Raw genomic sequence first — 18,613 nt, 5'->3', positions numbered from 1 at the left:
TATAAATAATCTGCATTAGCACGCCTTATATTCCCTGCATAGGCTGATATTAGTATATACTTAAAGAAATAAGACAAACTATTTATACTGAAAAGAAGGAGGAAAGTGCTATGTTACATGAAAGAAAAGAACAAGAGCGAAACAATCACTATATAGAATGCTGTTCCATCTGTGGAGAAAGGCTAACATCTTTTCAAGAAAAAGAAATCTTCACATGCGACAGCTGTTTTGAACAAAAAGTCAACGATGTGCTTTCTGAGTTGTAATCAGGTACTCTATTTTTTAGAAACAGGTGTCACAATATTAAAGTTTGGATCAATAGAATCCTGACAAGACAAAAAGAAATCCCATTTTGATTTATCTCCTTGAACAAATATGACCGAGCTATAAGAGTGATCATTTGTAGTTGTTAGCCGGTATAAGGTATCTTGCCACATCGTTACCGTCACCTCAGCTTTCTTTCGCGTATCTCCAAGATACCTAAAGATTCCATGCTTAAGTTCTGTGAGAGCTACTTCATTACGATCGGGTATCACAAACAATATACGATAGTTACATGCGCCCGCCTTTAATCCATCTACGCGAATGCTAAATAGTTCTAAAATATTTTTCAAAGGAAGTGTATCCCATACTTCTTTTGTAATAATGTTGACTGGCAGCGGTATATTACCTAAACGAAGTTCTTTGGCTCCTGTTAAATATTCATTTCGCCAAGGACCAGATTCAGCTATATACCCTAATTGTTCAAGCGCGTCTGCGCATAAAAGTTTTGCCTTCACATGGTGAGGATCAGCGTAAATAACTTGTTTGGTCACTTCAGCTACCCATTGATAGTCGCCTTGTTGAAAACAGCGCTGTGCTTTTTGGACAATGTTGTCCGCTCCGCCCATATACTCTACATATTTCTTAGCTGACTCTTCAGGAAACAGTTTATTTAAATCTACAGGATTGCTGTTATACCAGCCCATATAGCGCTGATAAACCGCTTTTGCGTTATGGTTAACCGTTCCATAAAAGCCGTTTGTATACCACTCGTGAGATAGGGTTTCCGGTAGCTTCATCATTCGGCCGACGTGGTCGATGGTATAACCTTGATTCACCAGCCTTAATGTTTGGTCATGAATATATTGATAAACATCTCGTTGATTTTCGATATAGGTAATACACGACTCGTTTCCGAACCTTGGCCAATTATGTACCCCAAATACAGTTGTTAGTTCTTGGCCAAATAAATCGATTGCTTGCTGCAAGTACCTTGCCCACGCTGCTGCGTCTCTTACTTTTGCTCCTCTAAGGGTATAGAGGTTGTGCTGAGTGGCCGTACAGTTTTCTGCAATACAAAGAGCCTTTTCACTAGGAATATAGATGTTCATTTCAGCAGGCGCCTCCGTCCCTGGCGTAAGCTGAAACTGAAATGAGGCGCCGTCAATTTTCTTACTTACATAAGAATGATGTTCGGAAGGATGAATTTCTTCTATTCCTTTAATAAGCGTGATTGTTCCAAATGAAATTTCTTTTCCGATGCCGTTGTCAATTAGGCCTTTTTCATCGCGTCGCAGTCGAATACCGTACATGTATTGACTTCTTCGTGTCATTGCTGTTGCCGCCGTGACGTTTTCATCAATAACCGCATCCATAAATCCAGCAGGAGCATAAACTTTACTAGTTTTATTTTGTGTTGAGTCAGGTAATATCCCTAGAACTCCGCCGTAATGATCTATATGCGAATGAGAGAAGATAACAGCTCTAACAGGACGCTTACCGCACTGCTGGTTTACTAGTTCAAGCGCTTTTTCTGCCGTTTCTTTGGATGTTAAGCAATCAATAACAATCCACCCCGTTTTCCCTTTAACAAATGTAATATTAGCCATATCAAAGCCTCTTACTTGAAAGATGTTTTCAGTTACTTGATATAAACCGGCTTGTACATTTAATTTTCCTTGTTCCCACAGTTTAGGGTGGACAGTAGCAGGTGTAGATTGTTCAAATAAAAAAGCGTACTTTCTTAAATCCCATACAGGATACAGCTGATTTTTTTTGAAAATCAGCGGAAAAGGTACGCGTACAAGGGCTTGGTCATCCGCAAGATTTTGTTCTGATTTCACTTGTTCCCAGTCTATTTTTTTATAAGTCTCAGCATTAGTGACTGCAGTCTTTTGAGTAGCATCTTTTCGGTCAATCGTTAACTCCCGTTCATAATCAAACAGCATAACCCCCTCCTTTTTATTATTTTATGCGTAAAAATAAGACGAAGTACAAAAGAGAGAGAAAATAGAGTCAACAAAAAAGAAGATGCGCTTAGCACGCATCTTCTTTTTTATACTGAATGTTATGTTTGAATAGAATAGTCGAGTATTCTGTCTGAATTAGACAGCCTAGCACTTAGTATAACGATTGTTTACCAATGTTCCTTTTGTAATTAAAGCAAATCTTCCTTCTAAGGTGCTCAATACGTTTCTTGAAGTCGCTGTAAAACAATGCATGTGTACAGTCTCTCCTTTCCTGTATTGGCCTTACATAGAATATATACCCGGGGAAAAATAATTAAAACTTGATTTGGGTATTTTTTCAAAAATAATAATAAATCCATTCCGGTGTTTTTTTAAGAGAACGTTCCCATTTAGGGATTTCATCTATTACTGTTTTGGTTAATCTGCGGCTGTTTGTTTTATCTTCATTAATTTCTCGTTCTATGTGTGCAATCATCTCGCGATCATAAATAAGACAGCTCGCTTCATCATTTAAATAAAAACTTCGGGGATCCCAGTTGGCTGTGCTAATATTGGCAATCGTATGATCGATGACCATTACTTTTCCGTGAAAAAACCCCTTTTTATATAAGAAAATTCGAATACCTTTGTTTAATAGTTGCTCTGTTTTAGGGTAACTAGGCGGTTTAGTGAACCACGCATCAGTATTGTCCGGAAGTATAATATCGATTAAAACGCCTTTTTCTTTTGCTGAAATAAGTGCATTCATTAAATGTTCACTTGGAATAAAATAAGGGGTAGCAATGGTAAGCTTTACTTTGGCACGGTTGATTAGATCAATCATCTTTTGCTCAAGTTCTTCTCCAGTTGAAAACAATAGCTGATAGTTTGCTCCATGAGAGCGAGCGATAGGAACTCGCTGAGCAGATATATGTTGTCCCGTGTCTTCTTCCCAATCTTTCAAAAATTGCTTTTCAATTTCAAAAATACCTTCTCCTTTAATTCGCAAGTGGTAATCACGCCAATAGCCCAATTTTTTATGCTTCCCTAAGTATTCTTCTCCTATATTAAAACCTCCGAGATAGGCTTCTTGGCCATCTACTACGACAAACTTTCGATGATTTCGATGATTAATGCTATAAAAAAAGTGCTGCCTGCTTGCTTTTCGACTAAAGGTAAACTCAACTCCATTTTTCTTAAGATCATCTATGAGTGTTCGGGAGAGATCGTTTCCTCCAAAACGATCTACAGAAAGTTTAATCTTTACCCCTTCAGCTGCTTTCTCTTTCAATAGCTCAAATAGCTTCATGCTGATGTTGTCCGCTCGAATAATAAAAAATTGAATGTACACGTACTTTTTTGCTTTTTTAATATCCTCAAATAAAGTAGGATATAAACTACTTCCTTGTGTATACAGCGCTATCTTGCCTTGGTAAACAGGCGTTTCGATAAGCGGATGTACACGAACATAAGCGTTATAGCCTTTTTTTACGTCCCATTGAAAAAACAAACACAAACAAAGCCCGCATACTAAAATAAACAGCATTTTTTTAACCATACTGTACTCCTGATTTGTCTAATATGTATATATAGGCTTTGGAGGTTTGTTTTATTTTATATGAGGAAATGTATGGAAATATAAAACGTGTAACACGAAAAGCTTAATCATGTTTTGATTAAGCCTTTGTGTACTTCGCTAGCATTTAGTAAATATAGTCCTTATACAAGTCAGACTGAATAACCTTTTTATAAGCGAGACCGTGTTTCTTAGTAAGAGCTTTTACCTCATCTACACAGCTTTGAGCGCTTCTTGGCGATACGTAAATATCGTTGATAAGCTGATGTAAATTACATGTAAGGAGGTTGCCATGCTCGTGAGAAAACTCATACGATCTTTTTTCGAGGATATCCATTCGTTTTTGCCATTGATTTGCGGAAATACCTTGAATTTCGAATAGCTTTTGCAGCTTCCAAGCGTGTATACGACTTGCTACAATAACAAGCCTCAATTCATTTTCATGCTGATAGGATTTGCGCTTGTAAAATAACGTGTCATATACAGAGTGACTGATCATTTCTTTTTGGAAGTCTATGTACTGCACTTTTCCAGAGAAGATTTTATAGCGTAAATCTTTAATACTGCACAATAAGTTTTCATAGGTGGTTTTAATAGCTACGCCATCATTCCCCTTTAAATATAGGTCCCACATTCCAGCAGCTTCGTAATTATTGATATGCCAGGATGAAACAGCAGAAAATTCATGGATTTTTCTTATATAGGTTCTAGAGGTACGGTTATGACGTTCGCCTTTTTTTCTTAACTCTTCTATGTTCCACATCGAAGAGCATCCTTCAAGGGGGTCTGAAAATGCATCAGGTTTTGCGAAAAAAAGCGCATTGGTTTCTAGTAAATCTTGAAAATCAGACAGCGGCATAAATCGCCATACCGTCGGATTATTGTGCACCTTATAGCGTTCATCATAATCGTCATAGCTAGATTCGAATCTTTTGGCATATTCGTACGCTTTCTCTCTATAAGCTAAATCCATTGGTTTTCCTCCTCTGAATGCATATTCATACTTGAATTATAGCACTTAATTGTTGTAATTTTCAAAATTATCCACCTACATTAAGTTCTACTATTATCAGAAAAGAAGACACACCTCAACATCTACAGCGTGTCTTCTTATTTAATGAAATGAATGTTTTGCTTAACACTTTCACTTTCTGGCTGATTTAATTCCAATAAATAAATTTCATCCGCTCGAAAATCCGTATTCTTCATTTCTTTTTTTAAGGTACGAATAAAGGCAGCTGAACTTTTTCCATAGGCTTCAAAATAATGAAACGTGTGTACAACAAATAAAATGGATGCGCCACTGTAATCTTTTTTGCTCTTTTTTTGAATGTTCTCTAGCACTTTTTCTATATACTCTTCCACAGAACCTTCCGTCTGGATACGGGGTAGAGCAAAATTTCCTGAATTGACCCTCTGTGCATCTTCAAATTCCAGTTTCCCATCTTTGTAAGAAGTAATTTCAATTCGTTTTTCAGTACCATCCGGCTGAATAATTAATCCGTCGTATCCTTGACTTCCAATAATAAGCTTCAATTTTGAATTCCTCGGACAATAAGAAGATTGGCTGAAGCAATAAAGCGGATAAAACTCTTCAAAAAACTTTTTGAAACGCCCTTTTTTAAGTCTGGCTAATTTTATATACTCTTTGTTTTGATGAATCATTTGCTGCGTATGTTCAAAATACTGCTTCATTTCTTCTTGCGTTCTGTACAGATCAAGATCTTTAAATAATTCATCCATCTTTTTCACCTTCAATCCCACCAACTAAAAAAGTCTTCTTACTTAATAGATACATATTCATAAATGTGTGTGACAATTTTCTTTTTTTAAAGATATAGCTTTTTTAAAACAAAACGTGCACACTTTTCATTTTTTTGCATATCCTGTTATTCGTGCGTTCAATCATGAGCGTACGTTTCAGCCTTTAGTTGTAAAAGATAAACCGTAAAGTTACAGCTGATGGCCGATGATATGCGTCTGCTGATTTCATAAACTATAACAAACAGGAAACTTAACAATAATTGAGGTGTTGGAAATGTTTGATAATGATTACGTAGTTAAAACCATTCACGATTTACATGTAAAACGTACAGAAAGTCAATTAAAAGTTTTATTAACTTATTTTTTCCATAAAAAATAACACGTATTTATAGATGGTAATATATAGTCAGTTGTTACTTGATGTTTTTTATAAGAAGAATAGTTTGATACAAATAAAAAGGAATAGTGGGTAATCCACTATTCCTTTTTTTACTATACTTGCAATTCCCGAATCAGTTCAGCAAGAATTTCAATGCTTCTATCGATATCTGGTAAAGAGGCATAGGCGTAAGAAAGCCGAAGATAACTGCCGGTTTCTTGTGCATAAATACTTCCAGAGTTAAGCAATATCCCTCTTTTTAAAGCACGAGAGTATAAAGATTTCATTGAAATAGAAGGTTGAATATGCACCCATATAAAAAAGCCTCCTTCAGGATTCGTCCATGTTGCTATATCTCCTGCGTATGTTTCCAAAGCATTCAGCATCACTTTTCTTCTTGTTCGCAATTCCGTTCGTACAGTTTCCATATGCTGTTGATATAAGCCATTTTTAAACCATTCTGCTGCTACTCTTTGAGATAATGAGCTAGATCCATAATCTGTTTGCATTTTAATATCCGCCAAACGCTCAATGACTGGTTCTGGGCCGACTATCCATCCGATCCGTAATCCCGGGCTTAGTGTTTTAGAAAGACTGCTAACATATAACACGTGTCCATTTTTATCTAAAGCTTTTAATGGCAGCGGAGGCTGTTTATCTAGCCATAATTCGCGGTATAAATCATCTTCAATAATAGGAAGCTGATGTTCCTCACATTCTTTCAACAAATCGTAACGCCTATTTTGTGACATTAATGTTCCCGTTGGGTTATGGAAACATGGATTTGTATATAAAATAGCTTGCCCTTCTTGAGGGTCGGCGCGTTTTATAGCTGTTACTTTTATTCCTTCCTCATCCATAGCAAGGCCTTTGAGTTTCATTCCGGCTGATTGAAATACATGTAAGGAATATAGATAAGAAGGTTTTTCGAGCAAAACCGAAGAGTTTCTTTGCAGCAGTCCAATTGAAATAAGCTGAAGAGCTTGAAGAGCGCCGGAAACAATTAAAATAGAATCTGGAGAAGATTCAATCCCTATTGTTTTCATATATGCACTTAATTCTTTTCGTAAAGGAAAATACCCCTTTGGTTCTTCGTATCCTAGAACCTCCATATTTTCTGCTACTTTTTCTACGGCGTATTTCATTTTGTTTTTAGGAAATATGTCAGGTGAAAGCTCTCCTTTGCTTAATTGAATAAGGTTTGAGTTAAATTCGGATTCATTAATATCTTGTACCATTGCTTGACTCGGATGATGCATGCCTGATTTCACATGAACATCCCAATCGGGCGGAGTTGTAGCCAAAAGTGTCCACGTATTATTTATAACGATGGTTCCCTTTCCCATCTTACCTTCAATTAAACCGTCCGCTGTTAATTCCTCTAATGCGGTGATGACCGTACTTCGGTTAACATCAAACATAGCAGCAAGCTTTCGCTGACTAGGAATTTTACTTCCAATCGGCCATTCTCCACGCGCAATTTTCTCTTTCATAAAATCAATGATTTGCTTGTATTTTGGATAACTCGAACTGTTCTCTTGATTCATACACGTACTCCTGTTTTTAAAGTGGTTGGGTTAATTGCTTTTAAACTGGTTGAAGACATTTTATCAAATGTTTATTAACATGGGAACCACAATAGATACTGGTTGGATTCAAAATGAAAAATGGAGATGAATAGGTATGAAATTAACGTTTAGTCTGGTGTTCTTACATATACTGATGATTAGCTTATGGGCTTCAGCATTTCCAGTTATTCAAATAGGGCTGGAATCGTTTTCTCCTCAGCACCTCGCTTTTGTTCGGTTAAGTATTGCTTCTGTAGTGCTGTTAGTTATTGCAATAGCCACACGCATGCCCTTGCCTGACATAAAAGATATTCCACTTCTTTTAGCTCTCGGTTTTTTAGGTTTTGCCGTCTATCACACGGCCTTAAACATTGGAGAAAAAACGGTAAGTGCGGGTATTGCGAGTTTACTGATCTCGACTACTCCTATTTTTTCTTCGCTTTTAGCTATTTTTCTTTTTCAGGAGGAGTTCGGAAAAAGAAAATGGATTGGATCTGCAGTAAGCTTTGCGGGTATTGTACTTTTAACCTTCAGCAAAGAGAATTTTGTACACTCAGTTAATGGAATCTTACTGGTTCTGCTAGCTGCCCTTGCAGAAAGCGTCTATATAGTATGTCAAAAAAATTTATTAAAAAAATATGGTTTCCTTTCTTTTGTGACGTACAGTATTTGGGGGGCTACAATTTCTATGCTTGTTTTTTTACCTGGTTTAGAAACAGAACTTGCACATATCTCTGTCAGATCAGCAATAAGCGTGATATATTTAGGATTATTTCCAACCGTTATTCCCTATATGGTACTCGCTTATCTGACATCGCGTATAGGTTCTGCTGAGGCTGCCATCTCTCTTTACTTAACTCCTGCGCTGTCCTTTTTCTTAGCGTGGCTGCTTTTAAAAGATATCCCGAGTGCAGCTTCCATTGTTGGAAGCATCATTACGTTATGCGGCGTGTTGCTTACACATAGTAAAAGAGAGAAAGTTCACAATGCAAAGGTAATGCGTAGGGCTTAGGGAATTCTCTTAGATGCTATGTTTTTTATCTATATATTTTATTTAGAACATACTTTAATTTCTTCTTTTTGCAGTTTAATTAATAATTAATATAAAAAAGCGCCTTTCTTTAAATTTCAAACATTAAAGAAAGGCGCTTTTTTATGTAGTTTCTAATTCTGCTTTTATTTTCCCAGCCACTGCGTGAGTCAGCTGCTGAAGATCGTAAATCTCTTCTCCTGAAAGTACTACGTGTCCGTTTAAAACGTGGTTATGTTTATATGCTCGATACGTCACTTCAATACTTTTTATCGCACGCTCTACTTCATCATTCACCATAATGCTTTCATAGTGATAGGATAGTGTTTCAATTCGAATCTGCGTATTTTTCATATTCATTCACCCTCCATGAGCCATTGACTAAAAATATGACTGTTAGAGGTCGACTATACATAAAAACTTTTTTGTTATCACCTAATTTGTTATTTAGAACATATTTTAATTACTTAATTGATGTCTGCTCTTCTTTTTTTATAAAATCTCAAAATAAACCCCTACTCTTCAGAGCGGGGGTTTATTGCTTGTAGTACCAGCCTTTTTTATCTAAAAATTGCTTAACTTTTACAAAATCCAGTCCAGCTGCTGTGAGTTCAGCTGACGGATTACCTATTGCATGTATGTTTAATTCACTGTCAATTCCTTCATTTTTTAAGAAAGCACGAAACTCTGTTTCCATGTCTTTACTCAATCCGCCTGTTTTAATTGTAACTGGGATAGGTTCTACGTCTTTCATTTGCACGAATCCGCCTGGAACAGCCCATGCTGCACTCGTATAGCCATATACGCTAAATACCGTGCCTTTTTTTATAGTTCTGAAATTCTCTGTTACATTCGCATACTTGTAGACTCCAATATCCTTCTTCGCTTTTACTTGAAAAGAATATTTATCTCCGAGTGAAGTAACCTTTGGTAATGATTCTTCTATAGAATTGCTTACACCCTTAAGCAATTCTATCATTTTAGCTAATGTTTTCTCATCAGCTTTTCCAGTTGACGTTAATCCATACTTTTCTTGAAAAGCTTTAACAGCTGCAACGGTTTCATTTCCGTATTGGCCATCGGTTCCTTGCTGGGAAAGCTCAAATCCTAATTTAGTTAAGTTTTGCTGCAGTTCTTTTACAGCTAGTCCGCTATCACCTTGCTGCAATTGTGCTGATGACTGATTATTTTTCACCACCGTCACGCCTGTGTTAATACTATTAAAGAAATCCAGATCCATTTCATTGATATCAACATTGCCTTTAATCCCGTTTACTTTACCTTGATCTGTATATTGAAACATAGACCATCTATCCCAAATGGCCGTATCACCTGGATTAGTAAATCCCTTGGAACGGTTACTTCCACTGTAACGAGCTATCCATAGCGGATATCTTGCCACGGCGCTTGTAAAATTGGATTTAATAAAACTATACCCGGTGTAAAGAATAGGCGTAATGCTTGTTTTCCTTTCAATATATTCCATCCATCTAACTGCAAAGGCTGTGACCTGCGCTTTTGTTTTCCCTTTATTTTCTTCCAAATCTAAGCAATGAGGCAAATCAACCTTCATGCTGCCTAATTTATTTAAAAAGAAATTAACTTCTGCAATAGGATCATTATCAGCATGAGCAAAGTGATAAAAGCCTACACGTAGACCTGCATTTTTTGCTCCTATATAATTATCATATGATTTTTTATCTAAGAAGGTTGTACCTTCTGTTAATTTAATATACGCGCCTTTTACCCCATCCGACGCCACTTTTGTCCAATCAATTGTTCCGTTGTGATGAGAAACATCAATGACCTTAATATTTTGATTATTACGGTTTTGCATTGCTATCACTCCTTCATACAAACTATGAATAAAAAAGAAAATGGCAACTGATACAGGCCTATTAAATAGATATTAGGCTTTGTAGTAAGCTGTCTGATAAGGAGTGATTTGAGCTACTAGGACCTTTTTTGAGGGTTATCTTATTAAAATAAAGGAATTTATTTAATTTAATAAAGTTATAAGAGCCATAGTCGTTTATACTAAATATAAAAATATTGTATAAAAAGTGGAGGAATATGATGTCTATAATAAAGGAAGCACGTAGATATGCAGAAGACGCTCATAGCGGTCAAATGCGCAAATTGTCTGATATACCTTATATTGTTCATCCTATTAACGTAGGTAATATCTTAGAAAAAGCAGGTTTTAGTGAAGAAGTAATAGCAGCAGCTTATCTGCATGATGCTGTAGAAGATACAAGTGTAACACTTGAAGAAATTGTACAAAGATTTGGCTTAGAAGTAGCGGAGATTGTTGCAGCTCATACAGAAGACAAATCAAAAAGCTGGGAAGAACGTAAACAGCATACAATTCAAACCGTTAAAACAGCTTCTCTTGAAGTGAAAGCCTTAATTGTAGCAGATAAATTAGATAATTTATGGTCTTTAAAAGAAAGCTACAATCAGCACGGAGATACGATTTGGAATAGCTTTAAAAGAGGATTCGAAAAGCAGAAATGGTACTACGAATCCATCAGTAAATACGCTGTAAAAGGATTAGAATCAAGTCAGATTCCAAGCTTCTTTTATACGTACGAACAAGAAGTAAATGATTTTTTTAGAAGTTAATATTCATATAAAGAAATTAGAAAACACTGAAAATAACTATTGCGAACGTGCCATATACGTATTAAAATATAGTAGAGTCAATAAACGATAAAGACTCTACATAATCGGGACTGTAGTTCAGTGGGAGAATACTTGTCTGGCAGACAAGGGGTCGTGGGTTCGAATCCCATCAGTTCCATAAAATCAGTTGTATCAAGGGTTTAAAACTCTGCACGATGGAATGGTCGCAATACTGTTTCATTTGACCTCTTCATGATTTCCATGAAGAGGTTTTTTATTTTCTTTTTTTATGATTGATCCTCATGATTTTTATAATTGTTCTTTTCATTGCTTCTACTTACAATTTCTCTAAGTTCGCCCTCGTCGCCTTTTGCATTAATAATTTCAAAAAGCTGATTCAGCCCTTCACTTGTTTCATCTTTTGTTTCTTTGTCCATTCTATCCCCTCCTTTTGCTTTTAGGATGCCCATTTTTTACACAATGTTTCATTTAAAAAGCAATTTATACACATTAATGGTCCATAAAAGTATACCTTTACTCGATACACGGATATACTTAATCAATCCTTTAAGTTTTGCAGCGCTTTATAGTTTTTTTAATACTCATCTATAATAAAATACTCATCACAAACTTCATCAAAATCGTTCTCTTCGTGTAATTCTATTTCTTGATTTTTAGATATCTCGTTTTTTTGTGTAAATAGTTTAAAAAACTTGTTTAACATTGCTCCACCTCATATAAATTATTCATACATTCAGTATGATTAATTTATATGAAGCCAGTATGAATTGAAGCTTAAGATAATTTGAAGTTAGATATTAACGTGAGATGTTAAGCGTGTTTACTTCTCTTTGGTTCTATCCATAATCGAAAGAAAAAATGCAAACTATAAAAAAGAACTTTGCATGCTGCTGCAAAGTTCTTTTTTGTACCATCGTTAAAAGTTATTCAGTTAACAGTCCTTCTTACGCTTTTTTTCAAACCATCCATAGGCAATTTCAGCTTCGATTTCTTTATTTCCTGGAGAAACTAAGAAAATAACGTATGAACCGTTGTTTGGAAAGATAAATTTGCCGTCTTCATCGCTTACTAATGTACTTTTCGGCGGAACAACACGGTTAAATACGTTTACCCCTTTAGCAGGAACGCCTTTTACCATTTCTGCAAATTTAATTTTCCCTTTTGGCTTTGAACGTATTGTAGTATTTGCTGGACTCACATTATCTGAAGTTGTTCCTTTTCCAGGGGGGATAGAATTAAACCAAATTTCAGCAGTAAAAGGTTCGTTTGAATAGTTAGTGATAGTAAAAGCATTCACAAATAAATCTACTCCGGAGCCGGAAGGGTTCACTAATCCGCCCCAAGCGTTTCTGTTTCCACCAAAACGAATAGGCTCAGTTTGTCCAACAAAATAGTCTCCTTTTAACGATTGATATAAAGGATTAGGTATATTAACCGCTTTAATATACGGTTTGTTCGACTCATAACTTGACATACAATCACCCCCTTTTTTGTACTATATTTTATGAAGTTTTTCGATAAACGCTTGGACAAGTGTATATATAAACGAAAAAAAGATAGACACCCTCTTGTGCCTACCTTTTTCTATCACTTTTCCAAAATGAAATTTCACTTTTTTCTTTTCTTCCTAGTACTCTTGTCTATACCTGGTGTATAAAGGATTGTTTCGTTACTTTATCGTCCAATGTTTATTTAATCCGTCTACTATCCCTTCTTAAAGTAGTAATCACCTATTCTTTTGTAGTCATAAAATGAAGAATCCTTACCTTTTTTTCACAATACTCAATAATTTCATAACAGGTTGTGAGGATATCATGTCTAGACAGTTCTATTTCATCCAATACAAACTTTGAAAGCTGCTTTTGCAGAACCTCCAGCTTTTTGCTGTCTTCTTCATCGATCCACAGTCCTTCCGTAATACATACATCTGCTAGTTTGTTAATAGATTGAGCCGTCCAGTTTAAGCCGGCTGAAGAAACGGTTATTGTCAGTAAATCATTTTTTATAGCTAAAATAACCTGACACACATGGGTATAGGCATCAACTTTCTTTTGGATAAATGCTTTGCGAAGCTCTTTCTTGTATTGCTCTTTCGACACCGCTATAGTTACGACAGACGTAATGAAAGTTCCTGCCAGCGCGATGAGTGATCCTATCAAAATCCCTATCATTTCTCCTGACAAAACGTTCACCTCTTTAAAGGTATTTCTATATGCTATGGGAATGAAGGAAATGATATGAAGATAAGTACCATGTAAAAACAGCCCTAACTTAGAAAAGTTAGGGCTGAAACACTAAAATAGGATGATAACCAAATTAGATAATGCGACTTGTAATAATTCCTTCAATTTGACCAATTTTTTCTTCTAGCTCAGGCACAATCTCGTCACTTACTTGATTGTCAATATCGATCATTGTATACGCATATTCACCGCGGCTTCTGTTCACCATATCTGCGATGTTTAAATTGTAGTTTGAGAATACTTGCGTAAGTTGTCCTACCATATTCGGTACGTTGTGATGGAAAGCAGCTACGCGTTTTTTCCCAGTGTAAGGAAGAGATGCATTCGGGAAGTTCACTGAATTTTTAACGTTTCCTGTTTCTAAGAAATTTTTCACTTGACGTGCTGCCATTACCGCACAGTTTTCTTCTGATTCTTGAGTTGATGCCCCTAAATGAGGAATTGGCACAACATTTTTCATGTTCAAGACATTTTGATTTGGAAAATCTGTAATATATCGACCAACTTTTCCACTTTCAAGAGCAGCTTTCATATCTTCTTCGTTTACAAGCTCACCGCGTGAGAAGTTCAAAATATGAACATCTGGTTTCATGATGCTAAACGTCTCTTTATTGAAAACACCTTTTGTATCGTCCGTTAATGGAACGTGAACCGTAATATAGTCAGATGCTGCAAATAGTTCTTCTAGAGACATTGCACGCTGTACGTTGCGAGACAAATTCCAAGCTGTATTAACAGAAATGAATGGATCAAAACCAATTACGTCCATATCTAAATCAAGCGCGTCGTTTGCTACAAGAGCACCAATTGCACCTAAACCAATAACGCCTAATGTTTTACCTTTGATTTCTTTTCCAACAAACTGTTTTTTACCTGCTTCAACTAACTTAGGAATTTGATCACCTTGGCCGTCTAATCCTTTTGTCCATTCAACTCCAGCAAATAAGTTACGAGAAGAAGCCATAATTGTAGTTAAAACCATTTCTTTTACTGCGTTTGCATTAGCTCCTGGCGTATTAAATACAACGATACCTTGCTCCGTGCAAGCGTCCACCGGTATATTGTTAACCCCTGCTCCAGCTCGTGCAATAGCTTTTAAATTTTGGTCAAATGCCATGCTGTGCATGTTAAAGCTACGCACGACAATCGCATCTGGATTTTCGCTGTCGTTGTCAATTTGATAACCTTCTTGATTAAAAACATTTAGACCTTTTTGTGCAATGTTGTTTAATGTTTTGATTGTTTGTACTTTTTCTAATGTTAATGTGCTCATTTTGTACTCTCCTCTGATTATCATCGTAGTTTTACATGTTTTTACCTTTGGATAAAGGAACTTCATTTTTAATTTTTTTAAAAGTCTGGTTTTTTAGCCTACATGTCTGATAACTTCTATATCCTCTCCCCCTAAACAGAAAGAGGTAAGAGATATGTATTAATCCCTTACCTCTGCCCAGGCGAACGGCTACGTCACTATATGCTTCCTCACGGTTATCCGCGTTTCGCCAGTCACATATAGTCTTTGAAATTAAGTATATTCTAGCAAACTCTTTCAGAACGTTCAACCTTTTTTTAAAAGTTTGCTTTTTTCAGTCTAATTTTTAATCTCTTTGGTGAATCTCCTAATATATTGACAAATACCCTAATACATGTTAAATAAAAAGAGTGATTAGCACTCTATCTATTCAAGTGCTAATTATTTTGTAAGCCCTATTTGGAAAGGAGAACTTCTTATGTCAAAAAAAGAATTTAAAGCCGAATCAAAGCGATTATTAGAGATGATGATTAATTCCATCTATTCTCAAAAAGAAGTATTTTTGAGAGAACTTCTATCAAATTCAAGCGATGCAATCGATAAAATTTATTACAAAGCTTTAACAGATGACTCCTTGCGTTTTAACAAAGAAAGCTATTACATAAAAGTAACACCCGATAAAACTAACCGTACCTTAACCATTACAGATACTGGAATTGGCATGACGCAAGAAGAGCTTGAAAGCAGCTTGGGCACGATTGCGAGAAGCGGTTCTCTTGCATTTAAAAACGAAAATGAAACAAAGGATGGGCACACGATTATCGGCCAATTCGGCGTTGGGTTTTACGCAGCGTTTATGGTGGCAGATGTCGTAACGGTGATTAGTAAAGCGTTAGGCAGCGATGAAGCCTATAAATGGGAATCTACTGGTGCTGATGGTTATACAATCGAACCTTGCGACAAAGAAACGGTTGGGACTCAAATCATTTTGAAAATTAAAGAAAATACAGAAGATGAAACGTATGATGAGTATCTAGAAGAGTATCGTTTAAAAGAGATCATTAAAAAGTATTCAGACTTTATCCGCTACCCGATTAAAATGGACATAACGGAAAAACGGCCTAAAGAAGGTTCTGATAACGAGCTAGAAGATTGTACAGAAGAACAAGTTATCAACAGTATGGTACCGATCTGGAAGAAAAATAAAAATGAATTGACTTCAGAAGACTATGAGCAGTTTTATTCAGAAAAGCGCTACGGATTTGATAAACCGCTCACTCACCTTCATATTAATGTGGATGGAACGATTCGCTACAATGCTATTTTATTTATTCCAGAAAATAGTCCGTTTGATTACTACTCAAAAGAATTTGAAAAAGGGCTTGAACTGTATTCAAACGGAGTCTTAATTATGAATAAATGTGCAGATCTTCTTCCAGACTACTTTAGCTTTGTAAAAGGTATGGTAGATTCTGAAGATTTATCTCTTAATATTTCACGTGAAATTTTGCAGCAAGACCGCCAGCTTCAGCTGATTGCCAAAAACATCGGCAAGAAAATCAAAAACGAATTAAAAAGCTTGCTTAAAAACGAACGTGAAAAGTACGAGAAGTTTTATGAATCATTTGGCCGCCAGCTAAAATACGGCGTTTACAGTGACTTTGGCAGCAACAAAGATGTATTAAAAGACCTGCTTTTATTCTATTCTTCTACAGAGAAAAAGCTCGTAACACTAAACGAGTATGTATCGCGCATGCCTGAGGATCAAAAGTATATCTATTATGCATCAGGCGAATCATACGACCGAATTGAAAAGCTTCCTCAAGCAGAATTGGTTGCAGATAAAGGATACGAAATTCTGTATTTTACAGAAGATATCGATGAATTTGCGATTAAAATGTTAATGACGTACGAAGAAAAAGAATTTAAATCTGTTTCGAGCAGTGACTTAGGGATTGAAGCAGAAGAAGAACAGCTCAATGAGTCTGAGGAAAAAGAAAATAAAGAGCTATTTGACTATATGAAAAAAGCTTTGGCGGGAAAAGTAGGAGATGTGCGCGCGTCTAAACGTTTAAAAACACACCCCGTTTGCTTATCAGCTGATGGTGAAGTAACGATTGAAATGGAGAAAATTTTAAGTGCTATGCCTGACAATCAGCATGTAAAAGCAGAAAAAGTGTTAGAAATTAACGTAAATCATGATGTATTCGCTTCTTTAAAAGATGCATTTGAAAATGACAAAGAGAAATTAGACCTTTATACAAATTTATTATATAACCAAGCTCTTTTAATTGAAGGCTTATCTATTAGTGATCCCGTTGAATTCACAAATGATATTTGTAAAATTATGATATAAAAATCAGGCGCAGAATCATTCTGCGCCTGATTATATGTATGGCATAATAAAAGTAGTTATATAGTAAGAAGCGATAAAAATGGGTACGGGCAGTTCTTCTGTTACTCTTATTGAGTGTTTTCCTTGTTTAAAATGAAAAAGGTCTGATTTAAACTCCGCGACTTTTTCTCTTTTTTGATTAAAAATACATGCTTCCTCTACAGCTTCATGACTACTTAACATGTAGACGTTATTTCCCCATCTAATTTCTTGTGCTCCTTCGTTTTTAATTATTCCCTTACCTAATAGATCCCCCACTGTTTTTCCATTTTCTTTTATCACCCACCGGTGTTTTTTCACGTGATCAATAAACACCGTTCTTCCTTCCCATTGAACTTGTACATGTACCTTTAAGCCGCAGGAAAAGATAGGAAACCAAGAAATAGAATCTAACACTGGAAGTCCATCACGAGTTAAAAAATCAATACTTTTAGTCCACATGTTTTTATGCACTCTCTTAAGCTGTCCGACATTTTCTCCATTTTCATTTGTAACTGCTACGGTCTTTCCCGCTGATTTAAAATAGGGAAGATAAAAAATATATTCTTGCATATAGGCCTCCAAAGATTCTGTACCTTATATTATATTAACAGCATGTACATAGTTATGTTTCTATCTTTCATATAGTTCGTTTGTTTCTTTTGATTTCTTACTTTGTTTAAATTGGCTTTGATTTTCTTTTAAATGCTTTAGTAAAGCAACAATCAAGAAACTAACAATCACAAGAAGAAGCCAAGAGCTAATTTTACTTATATGAACCATTGTCCACTGCTGCTGTTGATCTGGATACTGCCATGCTCCGAAAAATGTTGCGATATTTTCAGCGATCCAAATGAAAAAGCCAATCAGTACAAAAGACAATACTAAAGGCATGCGATATGTACGTTTGTTAACCGTAAAATATACAAAAGTTCGATAAAAAATAAGTAAAGTAAAAAGTTTTAAAAACCAGCGGAAGTCGTAAATAAAATGATGCGTGAAAAAATTAAGGTAAATAGCCATACTTAGTATAATGACAATCCACGTAGAAGGCCAATTCGTAAGCTTTAATTCAAGCCTTCTCCACACTTGGCACATGTAGCTGGCTACACTAGCATACATAAATCCGCTGTACAGGGGAACTCCCCAGACTTTAGTGAAAGCTTTTTCTGGATAGCTCCATGAGCCCATATGAACTTTATAGAGTTCTAACGTTAGTCCAATTAAATGAAATACTGCAATGACTTTTACTTCATCAAGCGTTTCCCGTTTAAACATCACCATTAAAACTTGAGTTCCTAGACAGGCTAATAAAATAAGGTCATATCTAGAAATAAACGGTACTTCAATTATTTTTGTCATAGCCAATGTCAGAAAAATAATAACAGGAAAAACGCAGGATTTTGCTTGTTCTAAACCAAAATAGATTAATTGCTTCATTGTAACATCCTATCTTTATAGTATTCTTTAGTGTGTTCACGGAAATGATTCCCTGAAAATTATTGCAGATTTTTCAAATTTATTCAATAAGCATCTCCGCTGTTTTTGCAACTAAACTATCATATCCAGCG

At 35.8% G+C, this 18,613-nt stretch carries 17 protein-coding genes, 1 tRNA gene and 1 riboswitch; of the genes, 5 read left to right on the top strand and 13 right to left on the bottom strand.

Annotated features, from left to right (window positions below; translation table 11 throughout):
* The first annotated feature begins 110 nt into the window (after positions 1-110).
* Positions 111-266, top strand: coding sequence for a hypothetical protein (locus NST66_RS10710; protein WP_162871471.1), 156 nt, complete (start codon positions 111-113; stop codon positions 264-266).
* 9 nt (positions 267-275) lie between these two features.
* Here the strand turns inward: NST66_RS10710 and NST66_RS10705 are convergent, their stop codons facing one another.
* From NST66_RS10705 to pdxR, 5 genes are all read right to left on the bottom strand, one after another.
* Entirely contained in the window at positions 276-2,210 is a 1,935-nt protein-coding gene (locus NST66_RS10705) for an alkyl/aryl-sulfatase (protein WP_154988748.1), read from the bottom strand.
* 358 nt (positions 2,211-2,568) lie between these two features.
* On the bottom strand, positions 2,569-3,768 hold the full coding sequence (locus tag NST66_RS10700; RefSeq protein WP_028413294.1) for a phospholipase D-like domain-containing protein: 1,200 nt from the start codon (positions 3,766-3,768) through the stop codon (positions 2,569-2,571).
* A gap of 145 nt (positions 3,769-3,913) precedes the next feature.
* The gene (locus NST66_RS10695; protein WP_154988750.1) at positions 3,914-4,759 is read right to left on the bottom strand and encodes a DUF2971 domain-containing protein; all 846 of its coding nucleotides are present in this window, start codon (positions 4,757-4,759) and stop codon (positions 3,914-3,916) included.
* 137 nt (positions 4,760-4,896) lie between these two features.
* Complete coding sequence (locus tag NST66_RS10690) at positions 4,897-5,529, bottom strand: hypothetical protein (RefSeq protein WP_034266280.1); 633 nt, start codon at positions 5,527-5,529, stop codon at positions 4,897-4,899.
* A gap of 513 nt (positions 5,530-6,042) precedes the next feature.
* Positions 6,043-7,476: a MocR-like pyridoxine biosynthesis transcription factor PdxR gene (pdxR, locus tag NST66_RS10685; protein WP_047750930.1), complete on the bottom strand. Its 1,434-nt coding sequence runs from the start codon at positions 7,474-7,476 to the stop codon at positions 6,043-6,045.
* A gap of 136 nt (positions 7,477-7,612) precedes the next feature.
* Between pdxR and NST66_RS10680 the strand changes: the two genes are divergently transcribed.
* Positions 7,613-8,509, top strand: a complete 897-nt coding sequence (locus NST66_RS10680) for a DMT family transporter (protein WP_063247974.1) — start codon at positions 7,613-7,615, stop codon at positions 8,507-8,509.
* 141 nt (positions 8,510-8,650) lie between these two features.
* Here NST66_RS10680 and NST66_RS10675 read toward each other — a convergent pair whose 3' ends face one another.
* Both NST66_RS10675 and NST66_RS10670 read right to left on the bottom strand, forming a co-directional pair.
* Complete coding sequence (locus NST66_RS10675; protein WP_016764194.1) at positions 8,651-8,881, bottom strand: hypothetical protein; 231 nt, start codon at positions 8,879-8,881, stop codon at positions 8,651-8,653.
* Positions 8,882-9,062: 181 nt separating this feature from the next.
* The gene (locus NST66_RS10670; RefSeq protein ID WP_155008106.1) at positions 9,063-10,364 is read right to left on the bottom strand and encodes a GH25 family lysozyme; all 1,302 of its coding nucleotides are present in this window, start codon (positions 10,362-10,364) and stop codon (positions 9,063-9,065) included.
* Positions 10,365-10,603: 239 nt separating this feature from the next.
* On the opposite strand from NST66_RS10670, the gene NST66_RS10665 reads away from it, so the two are divergent.
* Both NST66_RS10665 and NST66_RS10660 read left to right on the top strand, forming a co-directional pair.
* Positions 10,604-11,152: an HD domain-containing protein gene (locus NST66_RS10665; RefSeq protein ID WP_098626497.1), complete on the top strand. Its 549-nt coding sequence runs from the start codon at positions 10,604-10,606 to the stop codon at positions 11,150-11,152.
* 106 nt (positions 11,153-11,258) lie between these two features.
* A tRNA-Ala gene (locus tag NST66_RS10660) sits at positions 11,259-11,330 on the top strand.
* A 109-nt stretch (positions 11,331-11,439) separates the two neighbouring features.
* Here NST66_RS10660 and NST66_RS10655 read toward each other — a convergent pair.
* From NST66_RS10655 to NST66_RS10640, 4 genes are all read right to left on the bottom strand, one after another.
* Entirely contained in the window at positions 11,440-11,589 is a 150-nt protein-coding gene (locus tag NST66_RS10655) for a hypothetical protein (RefSeq protein ID WP_014460035.1), read from the bottom strand.
* Positions 11,590-12,104: 515 nt separating this feature from the next.
* Complete coding sequence (locus NST66_RS10650; protein WP_014460037.1) at positions 12,105-12,647, bottom strand: DUF6143 family protein; 543 nt, start codon at positions 12,645-12,647, stop codon at positions 12,105-12,107.
* A gap of 256 nt (positions 12,648-12,903) precedes the next feature.
* Positions 12,904-13,365: a hypothetical protein gene (locus NST66_RS10645; protein WP_311264524.1), complete on the bottom strand. Its 462-nt coding sequence runs from the start codon at positions 13,363-13,365 to the stop codon at positions 12,904-12,906.
* A gap of 124 nt (positions 13,366-13,489) precedes the next feature.
* A complete protein-coding gene (locus NST66_RS10640; RefSeq protein WP_013057119.1) occupies positions 13,490-14,689 on the bottom strand; it encodes a phosphoglycerate dehydrogenase in 1,200 nt (399 codons plus the stop codon).
* A 168-nt stretch (positions 14,690-14,857) separates the two neighbouring features.
* Positions 14,858-14,936: riboswitch (ZMP/ZTP riboswitch) on the bottom strand.
* Between the two features lie 210 nt (positions 14,937-15,146).
* On the opposite strand from NST66_RS10640, the gene htpG reads away from it, so the two are divergent.
* Positions 15,147-17,024, top strand: coding sequence for a molecular chaperone HtpG (gene htpG / locus NST66_RS10635; RefSeq protein WP_155008108.1), 1,878 nt, complete (start codon positions 15,147-15,149; stop codon positions 17,022-17,024).
* A 30-nt stretch (positions 17,025-17,054) separates the two neighbouring features.
* Here the strand turns inward: htpG and NST66_RS10630 are convergent, their stop codons facing one another.
* The gene (locus NST66_RS10630) at positions 17,055-17,615 is read right to left on the bottom strand and encodes a tubby C-terminal domain-like protein (RefSeq protein WP_154988757.1); all 561 of its coding nucleotides are present in this window, start codon (positions 17,613-17,615) and stop codon (positions 17,055-17,057) included.
* A gap of 60 nt (positions 17,616-17,675) precedes the next feature.
* Entirely contained in the window at positions 17,676-18,482 is an 807-nt protein-coding gene (locus NST66_RS10625; protein WP_155008109.1) for a DUF817 domain-containing protein, read from the bottom strand.
* Between the last annotated feature and the right edge of the window lie 131 nt (positions 18,483-18,613).

The organism is Priestia sp. FSL W8-0524 (genome assembly GCF_038005965.1).
Taxonomy (GTDB): domain Bacteria; phylum Bacillota; class Bacilli; order Bacillales; family Bacillaceae_H; genus Priestia; species Priestia zanthoxyli.
Note: the sequence above shows the minus strand (reverse complement) of the source record. Positions and strands in the feature narration are given on the sequence as shown.